Origin of the sequence: Pseudomonas sp. (genome assembly GCF_049300855.1) — a bacterium.
GTDB lineage: Bacteria > Pseudomonadota > Gammaproteobacteria > Pseudomonadales > Pseudomonadaceae > Aquipseudomonas.
This window is the reverse complement of record NZ_JBAQKH010000039.1, coordinates 37,610-52,249: the sequence shown is the minus strand read 5'-3', so window position 1 is coordinate 52,249 and position 14,640 is coordinate 37,610. Positions and strand designations below refer to the sequence as shown.

Genomic DNA, 14,640 nt, shown 5'->3' with positions numbered 1-14,640 from the left:
CGCCCCACGAAGAAATCGCCCGCAGTGTAGCGGGATAACATCATCAACACTCATGGAGAGTGGTTCATTCATGTCATCCATTCAATCGAGCAAAGTCATTTCCCGCGCCGCTTTCGGTCTGTTTTTTGGTGCTACGACCTGCCTTGCGGCCGCGCCCGACGCTGCGCAACTGCAAGCATTGGTCAACGACGCGGTAACGCCGGTGATGCAGCAGCAGAACATTCCCGGCCTCAGCGTGGCACTGACCATCAACGGCCAGCCGCATTACTTTAACTACGGCGTCGCCAGCCAAGACACCGGGCAAAAAGTCAGCGAAAACACCCTGTTCGAAATCGGCTCGGTGAGCAAAACCTTCACCGCCACCCTCGCCGGTTACGCACAAGCCACCGGCAAACTGGACCTGGCGACCCAGGCCAGTCAGCTCTGGCCGGAATTGAAAGGCAGTGCCTTCGACAATATCAGCGTGGTGCAACTGGGCACGTACAGCGCCGGTGGTTTGCCGCTGCAATTTCCGGCGCAATGGGATTCGGCTGACAAGATGCTCGGCTATTTCCAACAGTGGAAACCGACCTATCCCGCCGGCAGCCATCGCCAGTATTCCAACCCGAGCCTGGGCCTGTTCGGTTATCTGGCGGCGAAAAGCCTCGGCCAGCCGTTTGATCAGGCGATGACGCAAACCCTGCTGCCGAAACTCGGCCTCTCGCACACCTACCTCAGCGTTCCCGCCGCACAAATGGGCCTGTATGCGCAGGGCTATGACAAGGAGGGCAAACCGGTCCGCGTTACTCCCGGCGCCCTCGATGCGCAGGCCTACGGGGTGAAAACCAGCGCCGTGGACATGCTGCGTTACGTGCAAGCCAACCTGAAACCGCAAACGCTGGAAGCGTCCCTGCAAAAAACCATCGCCAACACCCACACCGGCTACTACACGGTTGGCGACATGACCCAGGGCCTGGGTTGGGAAATGTACCGTTACCCGATCAGCCTCGATCGTTTGCTGGCGGGTAACTCGACAGAAATGGCCATGCAGGCGCACAAGGTGCAGTGGCTGAATCCGCCGCAACCGCAGCCGCATGACGTGCTGATCAACAAGACTGGCTCTACCGGTGGTTTTGGCACTTATGTGGCGTTTGTGCCGAGCAAGGACATTGGCATCGTGATCATGGCCAACAAGAACTTCCCGATTCCTGAGCGGGTGAAGATTGCCCATACAATTCTCAGCGCTGTCGCTGAATAAAGATCAAAAGATCGCAGCCTGCGGCAGCTCCTACATTGACCGAGTGAAAACCCGATCCTGTAGGAGTTGCCGCAGGCTGCGATCTTTTGTCTTTAAAGCTGCGCCTGCAGCTTCCAGCCGATGACATCCATCAAGTCGCAGCTGTCGCGCAATGGAATCGCCATCACCCGGGCGAAGTCCTGCAGCAGCAAGGCGTCGTGGCCCTTGCCGTCACCGAGCGCCAGGGTTTCCATCAATTGCGTCACACAGCGCAAACGGTAAGCCGCCGTGCCATGCAGTACATCCACCGGTGCCTCGCGGTCGATCAGCAGGCAGGGAATGGTGCAGTCGATGCCGGTTATGGGTATGTATCGAGCCATGGTAGAACCTCCCTGTTCAATGTTGAGTGGCGGCGTGCGGCGGGTCGAGATTGTCCAGCGCGCGGTTGACCAGCAACTCACCGAGAATGGCCAATTGCTGAATCGACAAGGCGAGACTGCGCGGTGAACCTCGCAGTTCTGCGGCCAGATCAGTGGTCAGGACGTTTAATGAAGCGAGGGTTTCGCAAGCGTGGCAGAGCAGCGTGGGGGTATCAATATCGGGGAGGATGGTGAAGAGGTGGCTGATGGGATCGGGATAACGGGGGTTGCGTAATCGGGGGTTGTTGGCGTCGAAGGATCCTGAATCCATGGGGGATTCCGGAGGGTTTGGCGTGTGTTTTTTCATGTATGAAGTACCGTAGTGAATTGTAGGAAAAACTACCTTTCTCACTTCCACATGAGGGTGGCAGCTGTACGCAGGTGTGGAAGACCAGGCCAATCCACCAAAACCCGGCGCACTCGAAAGTGCCCCTGCGCACAGCCGCCAAAAACGCGGCGATGTTGACATAAATAACGTCGACATGCGCTTTTGAGACATTGATGGATGTAACCGACAACCGGACTTCCACGTCCGACCACTGTGTTTTGCAGCGGCCACAGAAGACTATCCCTCCTCTCCAAAACCCACCAGTTCACCACCGCCGCCGCGACTTGCAGGAAAAATCCGCAGAGGTTGAAGGGCGTTGCGTCGGAGCATTCAGAAATAAAAAAAGGGGCGAGAAGATTCAATCTTCTCGCCCCTTTGACGTGAAATTGTAGCTACAGCAACCAATCAATCATCCGGCATTTCCGGCGGCTTGGCCGGTTTCGCCGGTTTGCTCGGCTTGGTGCCCTTCGCACCTTTCGCGGCCGGTTCGGTCGCTGCCGGTGTCGTCGCCACGGACGGTGGTGCGATGTCCTTCTCGGTGGCGGGCAATGCATCGACGGTGTCGAAGATCTTCTTCAGATCCACCGACTTCGCTTCATCCCCGGAGGCCGTGAGCTTGGTCTCGCCGTCCTTGCCCACCAGAAACACTTTCGGATAGGCACCGGCGCCGAGCTTCAGCGAGCGCAGCAGCGCCATGGTGTCTTGCTGGCCCATGTCCTTGCCGTCGAGCTGGCCGGACATGTTGAGGATGGTGTAGACCTTGATGTTGCGGTCGGTGACGCCCTTTTTGTTGGCGGGATCCTCCAACGACTTTTTCAGAGCCACCCACACGGGGTCGACCGTGCTTTGTGCGATCACGATCAGCGGTCGGGCGCGGCCCATGTCCCCGGCGATGGGCGAATCGTTGTCAGCGGCGAACAATGGGCCGGCAATCGCCAGCAAGAGTGTCAGGGTCAATGACCTGATGAGCATGCGCATCTCCTTTTGATATCCACGCTCTAATGATTGCGCATCGTGGCGATTGTTCCGGGCCAACCCGGCAAATATCTGTCGCCTAGTCAGAAGCTTAGGACAGGCACGACATTGCGCAACATCACCGACACGATCGCAACCCGCATTTGATTACCTTTTATGACCGCATTAGGCTGGCTGCTCTGCTCATGAAATGGAGTTCAACCGCATGCACATCGATTACCTGTGCGATCACCCCGAATTGATCGAAGAACTGGCCACGCTCAACTTCGAGGAGTGGGGCGAGTTTCGTCCCGGGCAAACCGTCGAGGACCGCATCGAACACATGCGTGATTCCTGCGGCAAAGGTGCCGTGCCGAGTGTCGTGGTAGCGCTAGAGGGTTCGCGGTTGCTGGGCGGCGCGCTGTTGATCGAAAGTGATCTGAAGCTGCGCCCGAATCTGACGCCATGGCTGGCCGGGGTTTATGTGAAGGCCGAGGAACGTGGACGCGGGATTGCTTCACAACTGGTCAATCGAGTCGTTGCAGAAGCGAAAGCGTTGGGTGTGCGGGAGTTGTATCTGTACACCGACACGTCGCAGTCGCTGTATGCGCGGCTGGGTTGGGAAGTGGTTGAGGATCTGATCTACGACGATTTATCGGTGACGGTGATGAAATACGTTATTCAGCGCTAACCCTGTGGCGAGGGAGCAAGCTCCCTCGCCGCAGGTTTGTTGCAGCACCGGATCAGAACGCCAGTTTGTAACCGATCAGCACCAGCATCGTCGCCAGGCACGGGCGCAGCACTTCATCGGAGATACGACCGGTCAGGTGGCTGCCGAGCCAGATACCTGGCAGCGAGCCGACCAGCAAGAAGCCCAGCACACCCCAATCCATGTTGCCCATGCTCGCATGACCGAGGCCTGCAACCAGTGTCAGCGGCACGGCGTGGGCGATTTCGGTGCCGACCAGACGGCGGGTCGGCAGCAACGGATAGAGGATGAACAACGCGACGGTGCCCAAGGCGCCAGCGCCGATCGATGTCAGCGCGACCATGGTGCCAAGGACCAGACCGGTGATCACGGTCATCACGTTCAGTCGCGATCCGCTCGGGTTGTAGTTGCCACCCGCGCGTTTGTGGGCGAATTCGAGCAAGCGTTTCTTGAAAAAAATCGCCAGCGCCGTGGCGAACAGGACAAAGCCCAGCGCCTGTTTGATGATGGCGTTCATCGCATCCGGCGCGGTGTGCAGGGTGCTGAGGAACCACAGGGTCATGGCCACCGCCGGCACGCTGCCGAGGGTCAGCCAACCGGTGATCGCCCAGTCGATGTTCTTGTTCTTGCGGTGAACGAGGACGCCGCTGGATTTGGTAATGGCGGCGTACAACAGGTCAGTGCCCACCGCCGTTGCCGGGTTGATGCCGAACCACAACAGAATCGGCGTCATCAACGAACCACCGCCGACGCCGGTCATGCCGACGATAAACCCCACCACCAGCCCGGCAATCACCAGGCCGAAATTTGCCAATTCCATTAAACCGTCCAGAAAAACGACAGGAAAAATCTGGCCCGCAGCATAGCGATTTTTCTTATAACCACATATATCGATGCGGTCTATCGTTATGCCATATCGAATTCACCACGATTACCCCCTGTGGGAGCGAGCTTGCTCGCGAAGGCGTTGTGTCAGGAAACAGATAAATTGAATGACCCACCGCTTTCGCGAGCAAGCTCGCTCCCACAGGGTTATGTGGCTGGCTTCGAGCGTTAGTGCACCCTTCGGCCCGGTTTGAAGCTGTGGGTTTTGTTGATCCACACCGTGGCCAGCGCAATCAGCGACAGAATCAGCAATGCCCACGGAAAAGACATCGCCCCTGCCCGATCCAGCAGCAAGCCGCCGAACAAGCCGCCACCGGCGATCGCCACGTTCCACGAAGTGGTGAGCATTGCCTGCACCACATCAACGTGATCACCGGCCGAGTCCGCCGCCGAGGTCAGCAGCAAAGTGGCCGAGCCGCCAAACGACAATCCCCACACCGCCATGCACGCGTAAATGACCAGCGGTGACGGTGCCGCCAGCGCCAAGACCAGTGCCGTCAGGGCAAACACCGCGAGGCTGATCAACGTCAGCCAGCGCAACCAGCGATCCACCAGCATGCCGATGATCCAGATCCCCACCAGCGAACACAGGCCAAACACCAGCAGCACCAGATCGACCCGGTCAGCCAGCCCGGCCTGCATCAGAAACGGTGCAATGTAGGTGTAGAGAATGTTGTGTCCGAGCATCCACGTCAGCACCACGAACAACACCGGTCGCACGCCCGGTAGACGCATCGACTCAAGCAGCGGCAGACGTTCGGCACTGGCTTGCCCCGGACGATCCGGCACCGCAATGACAATCCACGCCGCCAACACCAGGGCCAGCGCCGACATGATCCCGAACGACGCGCGCCAGCCGATCAGATTGCCCAGCCACGTACCCGCCGGTGTGCCCAGCGACAGCGCCACTGGTGTGCCGAGCATGGCAATCGCCAGCGCGCGACCTTGTTGATGCACCGGCACGATTCCGCGCGCGTAGCCAGCCATGATCCCCCACGACAACCCCGCCGCCATCCCGGCGAGGAAGCGCGAGGCCAAGGTCAGACCGTAATGGCTGGAGAACGTGGTGACGGTGTTGAACAGCAGAAACCCGCCAACCGTCATCAACAACACCCGCCGCCGAGGCCAGCCGCGCGTGGCGACGGTCAGCGGAATCGCCGCGACAATCGAACCCAGCGCATACAGCGTCACCAGTTGCCCGGCGAGCACTTCGCTGACGTCGAGCCCGGCGCCGATTTGCGGCAGCAAACCGGCGGGCAGGGTTTCGGTGAGGATGGCGATGAACCCGGTCATGGCGAATGCCAGCAACGCGGCATAGGGCAGTTTGTCGGCACGGGCGGTGCAGTCGACGCGAGTGAAATCGGCGCTTGCGGGGTCGGTCATGACGGGTGCAGCTCCTTTTTGATCAACAGTGGCGACGGATTGTATACAAAAACCTCCTGCGTTATTGAGTCAATGTGCACCACAAAACCTTGTGGGGCATTGATCATCACCGCCCCAACAGAACTCATTGCACCGGCAAGAAATTCAAAAACAACAAACTCTGCGCGTAGTTAAGGCCGATCCGCCGGTAACGCTCATCAAGCATCTGCGTGATCAGGTCCAGTCGCGCGACGATTTTGCCGAACTCGGTGGCGAAGCTCAGGTTGCTGCCCTCCTCCGAGATTTCATTGGAAAACAACAGCGGCTGGCCTTCCTTGTTCTGTCGCTGGGACAAAATCCACGTGGCTTTTTCGATATTGCGTGCAGCGTTGTGAACGAACGTCGGGTTGATCGCGTCCGTCATATAGAACTCGGTGCGATTGCCATGGGCGGTGACCAGCATGCTGCCGATCGCATAGATGAATGCGCCGACGCGGTCACCAAGAAACTCCGGGCTCATCGCATAGCTCAGCGCCGCCAGATCCTTGCGACCACCCAGCACCGGCAGCGGCTGTTGCTGCTCGACGGCCATCCGCACCTGTTTCACCGCAGCATGGATGTTGAGAAACCCTGACTTGCGCAGCTCGTCCGGGTTGCGCAGGTACAGCTTGGCTTGCAAGCGGTAAAGACTGCTGAGGTTGTCGCGCATCGCCAGCGTGGCCATGCGGTCGACGCTGGTCTGCAGGAACTCCTGCGGCTTCCCTTCACGCATCTGGTTGAAGAAGCCGTTGCCGTCCTGGTGACTGCAACCGCTGAACAGCAGCGACGACAAACACGCCAGCAACAGGCAAGGGCGGCGGAAAAAAGCAGCGATCAGGGCAAAAACTCTCGGCATGAAATCTCGAACAGGCACATTCCTGTGCGGCGGGAGTCACCGCATCCTGGCCATGGATAGAGCCGCCGATTGCGAAAAAGTGCAGTGCGCCGAATGCCCGGTCGTCCTTCCACCCACTACGACCTGCAATTTAGTCTGTCTTTATTGTTGAAATAAACGATTAATCAGCTATAAATTTTCACCTGATGAGTATTTAGTATGACTACTTTGTTTTTTCGGTGATTAACATACCGATAGAACGCCGCTTTCAAAAACAACAACAAAAAGGAAGGTCTACCATGCTTCAATCCCGTCACCTGCTCTCCGGCCTCGGACTGTCCCTGATGATCGCCACCCTTTCCGCCAACGCGGCCGGCCTCAGCGCCGAACACAAAGCTTTCGGCAAAACCAATGACGGCACGCCCGTCGAGCAATACATCCTGCGCAACAGCCACGGCATGCAAGCCACCGTCATCACCTACGGCGCGACCCTGCAATCGCTGAAAGTGGCGGACAAGCACGGCAAGTTCGACGACGTCGTGCTCGGCTTCGACGATGTGCAGGGCTACCAGAAAGGCACCGCCTACTTCGGCGCGACGATCGGCCGTTTCGGCAATCGCTTGGCCGAAGGTGCGTTCGAACTCGACGGCAAGCGCTATCAAGTGCCGCAAAACGACAAGACCAACGCGCTGCACGGCGGCACGCTGGGCTTCGACAAAAAAGTCTGGAAAGCGCAGGAAACCAAAGACAAGGATTCCGTCGGAGTGACCCTGACCTATCTCTCGGCGGACGGCGAAATGGGCTTCCCCGGCAACCTCACCACTGAGGTGACCTATCGCCTCACCGACAACAACGAACTGCGCATCGACTACAAGGCCAGCACCGACAAACCGACCGTGCTCAACCTGACCAACCACAGCTACTTCAACCTCGCCGGTGCCGGCAATGGCGACATTCTCAAACAGGTCGCCACCTTGCACGCCAGCCATTACACCCCGGTCACCGCCAAACTGATCCCGACCGGCGAACTGGCACCCGTGGCCGGCACGCCGATGGACTTCACCAAACCGACGGCAATCGGCACGCACATCAAGGCGGATCATCCGCAACTGAAATTTGCTGAGCCGAAACAGGGTGGGTTTGATTTCAACTGGGCGCTGGATACCAAGGGCGATATCGGCAAACTTGCGACTGAGGTGAGTGATCCGCAGTCTGGTCGCGTGCTGCAGTTGTTCACCACGGAGCCGGGCGTGCAGTTCTATACCAGCAACTTCCTCGACGGTACGGTCAAGGGCAAGGGTGGCAAGGTATATCCGCACTGGGGCGCGTTTACTCTGGAGACTCAGCATTATCCGGATTCGCCAAATCAGCCGAACTTCCCGAGTACTCGGCTTGATCCGGGGCAGGCTTACAGCCACAGCGTGGTGTTGAAGTTCTCCGCCAAATAACCTCCAACGCTGATCGTTCCCACGCTCCGCGTCCCTTCGCGAACTGGAACGCGGAGCGTCCCTTGAGGCATTCCATTGTTGCGCGTGGGAACGATCAATCACCAAGGAGATTACAGACCCACACGCTCCAATCCCTGGCGCATGCCTTGATCCGCCTGCTCGCACCACTGCTTCAGCGTCAGACTCGGCGGCAGATTGCCTCCTCTTGATCGCTACTCTGCGGTGCGGGTTACTCTTGTGGCCGCCTGCTCAAATGCATGCCCGAAATCGCCAATCCTATTGATCATTTCGAAAAACCAATCAAAAGACTCCTGCACGAAATCCTCATCAGAAACTCTGTCGGGATACATCACGCAAAATAAGGCTCTGACTGCAGCGTCTTCATTGTCTTCAATCTCTACATCACGCCCTTTCGCTTCCAGGAAATCCCAACATTTAATTCTGGCAGCATTCAATTCGTTCTTATTCTTTGCACCCTCAAACCAGTATCTGCGCGCGACTGCAAACGCGTCTCTGACAATAGTTGACACTTGTTCGTCTTGAAGAACCATACCGATACCCGCGCACATGAACTTCATTACGACCCGAGACGCTTCAGCTTCATCCTTACCATTGGTTAAGCGATTTGAAAAATCAACAATTTTCTCATGACTAACCATGGTGAACTCCAACCTGAAATCCGGTGGCGCAGGCTGTCGGGAACGTCCGTGGTCTCGCACCTCACCGGAGAGAAATACGAGAGATCTCGAAAAGCTCTACACAGTCATCGAACCGAAGCCTAATTCTGACCTGCTGACGCCATTGCCATCCAAATATCCTTATTCCTTTAGGCGTCAGCGGCAAGTTTCGCCTCACAGTGCCACTACACTGATCCTTGCCTAGCGAACTTAAATTTCATTTAAATTCAAAATACTCAATCATCATTCTCATTGGCATTGTCATATCAACTTTCAAGAATCCCAGCACCTCAAAAAACCATGAAAGATTATCTCCCATTACAGAAACATCATCTTCATCATTTGACAGCAGGCAGATAGCTAGCCGCGCCAGTAATACGTCCTTATCTTGAAAGTCACGTATTGCGCCTATCTCATCGATTTTAGCCCACCAAACCGAAGCCTCGGCCTTACAGACTTCAATTGGGATCTTGCCTTCCACATAGTCTTTAGCAAGACGCAAAGGATCATTCTCACAATCAGAGAATTTGATATCCAAAGCATCCACAACCTTGACCAAAAATCCGATCTGCTGCTTGAGCGCTTCGCGATTGTCAGATGGCCGAATAATCGCGCCAACGTTATATTTCTTAAAATCAATTTGATTCATACGACGTTAACCTTGAAATGTTGTAAAAGGTCGGCACACGAGGAGCAGGGAGCCTTGTTTGTGCCATGACCATTTCCGGAGCCACCAATATTAACGGTCCGAATGGTTCCTCCAGCAGGATCAATACCTGCATTCATAGCTTTATCCAAGCAAACCACCTCGGCGCATCCGCCGTGCCATTGGGCGCGTTTATCTGCTGGCGTACCCATCAGCCCCGCCGTTACCTGGGAATTATGCGGCACTTCTTCACCGCTTACACCCGTAATAACATGGTCTCCTTGGCGGAACTCAGATGCCGCCCCAGATGTTTTCCCTCCTGCTACCGCAGCGTCTGCTGCACCCTCGGCAGTGTTGGTTTTTTTGGAGCCAGATGTAGTGCCTTTTCGAGACAGTCCCAAAGCATCGGTCCAACCTGTCGGATTCGGTGCGTACTGATAAAGGTTCAACCCGGCATCGTAACTGAGCGGATCCTTACTGATGAACCGCCCTACTGTGGGGTCATAGTACCGATGTCGGTTGTAATGCAGTCCCGTCTCATGATCATGATATTGGCCCTGGAAGCGTATAGGGTTCATCACCCCATTCTGCCGCGCCCATTCTGAGTGCTGTTCCGTTGCCTGCCCCCATGCCTTGCATTGCGCAGCCCAAGCCACGCTGCCTTGATAGTCAGTCAGCTCTTGGGGCGTACCTAAGTGATCGCACTGATACCAAGCCAACGCATCAAACGGTAACGCGCTAGCCTTGTGATTCCACAGCGGATCTTCATCAAGGCTGTATTCACCACTGTAGTCCGGCTGGCCCATGAGGTTGATCGGTGCGTGGCGCACAGCTTGAGCGACCGGGACGAAGGTGCCTGGTTCGAATATGTAGTGAACCGTTCGACCCGGTTCACCATCGGCCTTTGCTGGGCTACTTTCCCATGCGAGGTTGTCGCCATCCCACCCATACAAGGTGAAACCGCAACCCAGTTCTCGCTGTTTGCGAGCATGCTCATTACGGTTCCAGAGCGAACCAGCTTCCGGACGCTGTTTGTAGTGCGCAAGGGAGTTTTTGTGCAGGCGCCGCCCCAAAGCGTCGTAAGCAAAATCGACGGATAATCTTGAGTCCTCGAAATGCACCAACCGATCAAACAGATCCCATTGCAGGTCACTGCGCTGACCGTTATGCCAACGCTGGATCTGGTTGCCGCGCTCGTCATAATCGTAATGGGTACCAGCGTACTCACGCAGCAGGTTGTCGACTAGCTTGCTTCGCGCTGGAGTTAAATCCAGTGGACGGCGAATTTCATTCGTTTTGTCGTCAAGTAGGTTACCTGCCGGGTCAAAAGCGAACGTTTCTACGCCTTGACGTGTAGTCGCGCTAAGCAGACGACCGACCGGATCATAACGATAAGCCAGGGGGCCACGGCGGCTATCATTGATGTCGGCCAGTTGGCCTACAGCATCGTATTTGTACTCGCGCTTGAGCAGGGTAGATTTGTCATCGCTGCGCCCCAAAACCTGCTCCTGCAATCGCCCTACAGGGTCCCAGCTTTGGGTCTGCAGTAGATGGTTACCTTGATGACGGGCAATTTCGCGGTGTAAATCATCTCGCTCAAAGCCGACCAGTTCGTGCTCATCCAAGCGCATGCCCAACAAGTGGCCGCTGCCGTAAGTGAGCCAACTGACGCGATGCCCGTCCGGGCGAATGGTGGCTACACGCTGGTTGAGCAAGTCGTACTCATGCTGCCAAATCGCGACAGTGGCTTTTTCAAGACCGAGGTAATGCTGGTGTTCGCGCAGCAAATTACCCGCTGAGTCATGGAACCAATGCAACTGACTGTCGGTATTCTTGGCCAATACCAAACGACCGTTGCCATCGTAAGCGAAGTTCTCGACTTGTGATTTCCCCCCCAAAGTAGCGCAACGTTCAGTCAAGCGCCCCATCGGGTCAAAGCTCATCGAAATCACACGTTCGCCATTGACCGATTGCGCCAAACGCCCCGTGACAGGGTCGTACTGATAGCGTGTGCTCCGCCCATCAAAGCCGCTTTCTTCGAGAATGCGACCGACCGGGTCGTAATTAAAATGTGCGCGTTGCTCGTTTTCGTTTTCCAGGGCCGTTAACCGACCGAGACGGTCCCAGCGATAGCGCAAGGTTTGCTCAGCGGCGTCGACGCGTTCGGCAATCAGACCAGCAGCGTTGTAGCTCCATGTCGTGCAACGATCCAGTCCATCAACATGGGCCAGCAAACGACCTTCAGCGTCGCGCTCAAAACGCTCCTCAGTCTTGTCCGGGTGCTTGATCAGCACCACTTGCCCGGCCTTGTAATCGTACTCGGTGGCGTTTCCCGCAGCGTCAGTAAAGCAGATCATCTGCCCAAATTCGTTGTACTCCCAGGCGCTGGTCTTACCTGAGCAATCAACGTATTCAACTACTTGCCCGGAATCGTTGTAGCCCAAGGTCTTTTCGTTGCCGTTGGCATCTTTGATCGCCGTAGGCAGACCTGACTTGTTATAGGCGTATTCGGTTTTGTTCCCCAGTGGGTCGATGGCTTCGACTAGATTGCCCATGTCGTCATAAGCCCTTTGCCACTGGCCACCCTCGGCATCACTGATCTTGATCAGCTTATCCTGATCGTCGTAGGCGTAATGCATGACGGTATGATCGGCGCGGGTATGCTCAAGCAAATTACCGCGATCGTCATAACGGTAACGGTTGGTGCTGCCATCGGCTTGTACGTGGCGCACGACGTTTTTTGCGTCGTCACGGAAAAGCCATTCCGAGCGTCCGTCAGCATGGCGAATGCGGTAGGTGTAGCCAAGGATGTCGTAGTAGTGCCAAGTTTCGTTGCCATGGGCGTCGGTGACATAGGTCAGACGAATGGTCTCGTCCCACTCCAAACGCGTATCGAAACTGCCATCATCGGCCCATTCACGGATGGCTTTCGCGTTGGAGCCCTGCCCGTCCCACTCAAGATTCATACCTCGACCGGTACGGTCGGTGTAACGAGTGACCAGGTGATGCTGATACTGATAAGACCAGGCCGCACCGTTCTCATCTTGGCCCTGAGTCAAATCGCCATAAGCGTCGTACTGATAGGCGCACAATTGGCGATGCGGTACGCCGTCACGAATTTCCCAGATGCCGACCAAGCGGCCTTGACCATCAAGCATCGTGCCCAGGTGCGCATGCACTTTGCTGATGTCGTTTTCCTGATACGTGATCAGGTCTGAGAGTACCGACTGCTCGCCATGGCGATGCTCATAATGCAGCATGACCCCGGCGCCATTGCGCCGCGAAATGTTGGTCAGCACATAACGTTGGTCAAGGCGTATGTAGGTTTCCTTGCGCTCAAAACCGCGGCACAGTACCAACTGATCTTCGCTGGCACGAATCAGCGTGACGTTTTCAATGGCGTCGTAGTGGAACAGACCGACTTTGGGTAAAGGATAACTGTGGTCGCGGCCGTCCGCGCCGTAGAACGTCAGGCCGTCATCCACGCAATCAAATCGTGTGGTGAATTCGCTGATCCAACGCGCACCGAGCTCGCTATGGTCGAATTCCCCCAGGCGAGAATTGTAGGTGCGCGTCCACTCAACAGGAAAAGGACCCGGAAGGCTGAAATCGGTATGGCTGAGGCTTTCAGAACCCAGAGCAAAATTGATGCTGCGACGAGTGCTGGAGCAGGCGCAGTTTTTATCCGGGTTGGGCGCATGCGCTGCCGCAGCCTGTTGACCGGTGGCGCCTAGGCCGCCCTCGGAGGCAGTGTGATTCGCCTTACTGGTCTTGTCCGGTTGAACGCCCGCACTCTGGCCGTGGGCATTACGTTTACGCCAAAGAGTGACGGCAGTGGAGAGGGTCAGCAGTAACCAGCCAATAGAGTTCTGAACTGACTCATCATCGAGCTTGCTCAACTGACTACGTAATTCAGGCCCCATTGCGCGGAGTTTTGCTGTCTCAGTGACCACCCGTTTCTTCACATCATCAGGTAGCAGATTATCCGCCGCACTGTTGGCCAAGCCCTTGCCTGCAGCCTTATACGCACTGGCAGCCGCTCCGAATATATTGTCGATCGCCGCGAGTGGATCGTTCAGAAGTTGGTCGCCAGCGGTGCTGAGTTTTTGACTGGCGGCCTGCGCGTCACCTTTGGCGTCGAGTTTACCGTTGGCAACCGTTTCCAAGCCTTTGGCAATCTCGTTGATGACGTCTTCACCGAGCTTGCCGGCCTCCGCCAAGATACCGGGTAGCTTGCCTTTGGCTTGTGCGACAAAGTCATCGAGAGTACCAACGATGGATTCGTTCAAGTGCCCTATCAGGACCTCAATGACCGATGAACTAAGCAGTACCTTGCCTGAGGCTTTCATCTCCTGACGCACAAGAAACAACGTTGGACGCAAAGTCATGCGCGCCGCCGCCATCGCCGGTGGCAACGGCAACACACCGATCAGGTTGATACCCAAGCTCGCCCAAGCAAGCAGATCTCGTTTCTGCGCATTCGACAAAGTAACGATGTCACCCAGAGCGTCGACCAACGCCATGATGTTACCCACTACGGGCAGTGCTCCGGCGACGTTTTTGATCCGGTCAAGCGTGACCACACCCCCACTCGCAGACTGCAGCCATGCATCAAATGTCGCTGCACTGCTTGCGACATCCTTGATGTCGATAGCATTGAGTGGAACGATGGCTACCTGGGGTTCACGTTTGTTTGCAACAGCGATATCAGTCGTCATGAAAGCGTCTTACCGGCCAACAGGCTGGAGTTTCGAAGATGAATTGAAAGGCGCAGGTCCTCGTCGAGTTCGCGATTCGAGATCGCAGCCTCATGAGGCCGAAGCAATAATTTGGGTGATTCAACTAACAACCGCGCCTTTCGGGCCACTGGCAATCAGCGCAGCACCGCAGGCGGTCTTCATGCCATCCAGCGCGATTGGCGTGCCATCGACGGTGTAGGTGCTGCTGCCCTCGGCAATCGGGAAAATCCCCTTGCACAACGGGCAACTGACCTTGTGACCGACCCCGGCAATCGGTTTGCCATTGAGGTCGGTTTGAGAGAAGGCTTCGAGAACCTTGCCACCGTGGGTGGTGGAGTCCCCCAAACGAATAGCGTCTTTCATTGCGTCACTCCTTTGACCGA

13 protein-coding genes are annotated in these 14,640 nt (G+C 56.4%); 3 read left to right on the top strand and 10 right to left on the bottom strand.

What is annotated here, in order from left to right:
• Positions 1–70 precede the first annotated feature (70 nt).
• The gene (ampC, locus tag WA225_RS20625; protein ID WP_422609363.1) at positions 71–1,237 is read left to right on the top strand and encodes a class C beta-lactamase; all 1,167 of its coding nucleotides are present in this window, start codon (positions 71–73) and stop codon (positions 1,235–1,237) included.
• Positions 1,238–1,329: 92 nt separating this feature from the next.
• On the opposite strand, the gene WA225_RS20620 is transcribed toward ampC, so the two are convergent.
• The 3 genes from WA225_RS20620 to WA225_RS20610 form a co-directional block, all read right to left on the bottom strand.
• Entirely contained in the window at positions 1,330–1,596 is a 267-nt protein-coding gene (locus tag WA225_RS20620; RefSeq protein WP_016984652.1) for a hypothetical protein, read from the bottom strand.
• A gap of 16 nt (positions 1,597–1,612) precedes the next feature.
• Positions 1,613–1,942 carry a DUF6124 family protein gene (locus WA225_RS20615; protein WP_422609362.1) on the bottom strand — a complete coding sequence of 110 codons (330 nt, stop codon included), beginning with the start codon at positions 1,940–1,942 and terminating at the stop codon, positions 1,613–1,615.
• A gap of 426 nt (positions 1,943–2,368) precedes the next feature.
• Positions 2,369–2,935 carry a DUF4174 domain-containing protein gene (locus tag WA225_RS20610; protein ID WP_422609361.1) on the bottom strand — a complete coding sequence of 189 codons (567 nt, stop codon included), beginning with the start codon at positions 2,933–2,935 and terminating at the stop codon, positions 2,369–2,371.
• Between the two features lie 208 nt (positions 2,936–3,143).
• On the opposite strand from WA225_RS20610, the gene WA225_RS20605 reads away from it, so the two are divergent.
• On the top strand, positions 3,144–3,608 hold the full coding sequence (locus WA225_RS20605; RefSeq protein WP_422609360.1) for a GNAT family N-acetyltransferase: 465 nt from the start codon (positions 3,144–3,146) through the stop codon (positions 3,606–3,608).
• 52 nt (positions 3,609–3,660) lie between these two features.
• Here the strand turns inward: WA225_RS20605 and WA225_RS20600 are convergent, their stop codons facing one another.
• The 3 genes from WA225_RS20600 to WA225_RS20590 all read right to left on the bottom strand — a co-directional run bounded on the left by WA225_RS20600 (position 3,661) and on the right by WA225_RS20590 (position 6,768).
• A complete protein-coding gene (locus WA225_RS20600) occupies positions 3,661–4,446 on the bottom strand; it encodes a sulfite exporter TauE/SafE family protein (RefSeq protein WP_077573721.1) in 786 nt (261 codons plus the stop codon).
• A gap of 233 nt (positions 4,447–4,679) precedes the next feature.
• The gene (locus WA225_RS20595; RefSeq protein ID WP_422609359.1) at positions 4,680–5,894 is read right to left on the bottom strand and encodes an MFS transporter; all 1,215 of its coding nucleotides are present in this window, start codon (positions 5,892–5,894) and stop codon (positions 4,680–4,682) included.
• Between the two features lie 124 nt (positions 5,895–6,018).
• Positions 6,019–6,768 (bottom strand): hypothetical protein, encoded by a 750-nt coding sequence (locus tag WA225_RS20590; protein ID WP_093433963.1) that lies wholly within the window; start codon positions 6,766–6,768, stop codon positions 6,019–6,021.
• Between the two features lie 278 nt (positions 6,769–7,046).
• Between WA225_RS20590 and WA225_RS20585 the strand changes: the two genes are divergently transcribed.
• Positions 7,047–8,195: an aldose epimerase family protein gene (locus tag WA225_RS20585; protein ID WP_422609358.1), complete on the top strand. Its 1,149-nt coding sequence runs from the start codon at positions 7,047–7,049 to the stop codon at positions 8,193–8,195.
• A 212-nt stretch (positions 8,196–8,407) separates the two neighbouring features.
• On the opposite strand, the gene WA225_RS20580 is transcribed toward WA225_RS20585, so the two are convergent.
• From WA225_RS20580 to WA225_RS20565, 4 genes are all read right to left on the bottom strand, one after another.
• The gene (locus WA225_RS20580; RefSeq protein ID WP_422609357.1) at positions 8,408–8,854 is read right to left on the bottom strand and encodes a hypothetical protein; all 447 of its coding nucleotides are present in this window, start codon (positions 8,852–8,854) and stop codon (positions 8,408–8,410) included.
• 235 nt (positions 8,855–9,089) lie between these two features.
• Positions 9,090–9,521, bottom strand: a complete 432-nt coding sequence (locus WA225_RS20575) for a hypothetical protein (RefSeq protein ID WP_201226121.1) — start codon at positions 9,519–9,521, stop codon at positions 9,090–9,092.
• On the bottom strand, positions 9,518–14,236 hold the full coding sequence (locus WA225_RS20570) for an RHS repeat-associated core domain-containing protein (RefSeq protein WP_422609356.1): 4,719 nt from the start codon (positions 14,234–14,236) through the stop codon (positions 9,518–9,520). The genes WA225_RS20575 and WA225_RS20570 overlap by 4 nt, the downstream gene beginning before the upstream one ends.
• 120 nt (positions 14,237–14,356) lie before the next feature.
• A complete protein-coding gene (locus WA225_RS20565) occupies positions 14,357–14,620 on the bottom strand; it encodes a PAAR domain-containing protein (protein WP_007918680.1) in 264 nt (87 codons plus the stop codon).
• Between the last annotated feature and the right edge of the window lie 20 nt (positions 14,621–14,640).

Excerpts from the sequence above, each read along its gene's own strand:
- WA225_RS20565 (WP_007918680.1), bottom strand. The coding sequence starts at position 14,620 with ATGAAAGACGCTATTCGTTTGGGGGACTCCACCACCCACGGTGGCAAG.
- WA225_RS20620 (WP_016984652.1), bottom strand. The coding sequence starts at position 1,596 with ATGGCTCGATACATACCCATAACCGGCATCGACTGCACCATTCCCTGC.
- WA225_RS20595 (WP_422609359.1), bottom strand. The coding sequence starts at position 5,894 with ATGACCGACCCCGCAAGCGCCGATTTCACTCGCGTCGACTGCACCGCC.
- WA225_RS20585 (WP_422609358.1), top strand. The coding sequence starts at position 7,047 with ATGCTTCAATCCCGTCACCTGCTCTCCGGCCTCGGACTGTCCCTGATG.
- WA225_RS20610 (WP_422609361.1), bottom strand. The coding sequence starts at position 2,935 with ATGCTCATCAGGTCATTGACCCTGACACTCTTGCTGGCGATTGCCGGC.
- ampC (WP_422609363.1), top strand. The coding sequence starts at position 71 with ATGTCATCCATTCAATCGAGCAAAGTCATTTCCCGCGCCGCTTTCGGT.
- WA225_RS20580 (WP_422609357.1), bottom strand. The coding sequence starts at position 8,854 with ATGGTTAGTCATGAGAAAATTGTTGATTTTTCAAATCGCTTAACCAAT.
- WA225_RS20615 (WP_422609362.1), bottom strand. The coding sequence starts at position 1,942 with ATGAAAAAACACACGCCAAACCCTCCGGAATCCCCCATGGATTCAGGA.
- WA225_RS20590 (WP_093433963.1), bottom strand. The coding sequence starts at position 6,768 with ATGCCGAGAGTTTTTGCCCTGATCGCTGCTTTTTTCCGCCGCCCTTGC.
- WA225_RS20570 (WP_422609356.1), bottom strand. The coding sequence starts at position 14,236 with ATGACGACTGATATCGCTGTTGCAAACAAACGTGAACCCCAGGTAGCC.
- WA225_RS20575 (WP_201226121.1), bottom strand. The coding sequence starts at position 9,521 with ATGAATCAAATTGATTTTAAGAAATATAACGTTGGCGCGATTATTCGG.
- WA225_RS20605 (WP_422609360.1), top strand. The coding sequence starts at position 3,144 with ATGCACATCGATTACCTGTGCGATCACCCCGAATTGATCGAAGAACTG.
- WA225_RS20600 (WP_077573721.1), bottom strand. The coding sequence starts at position 4,446 with ATGGAATTGGCAAATTTCGGCCTGGTGATTGCCGGGCTGGTGGTGGGG.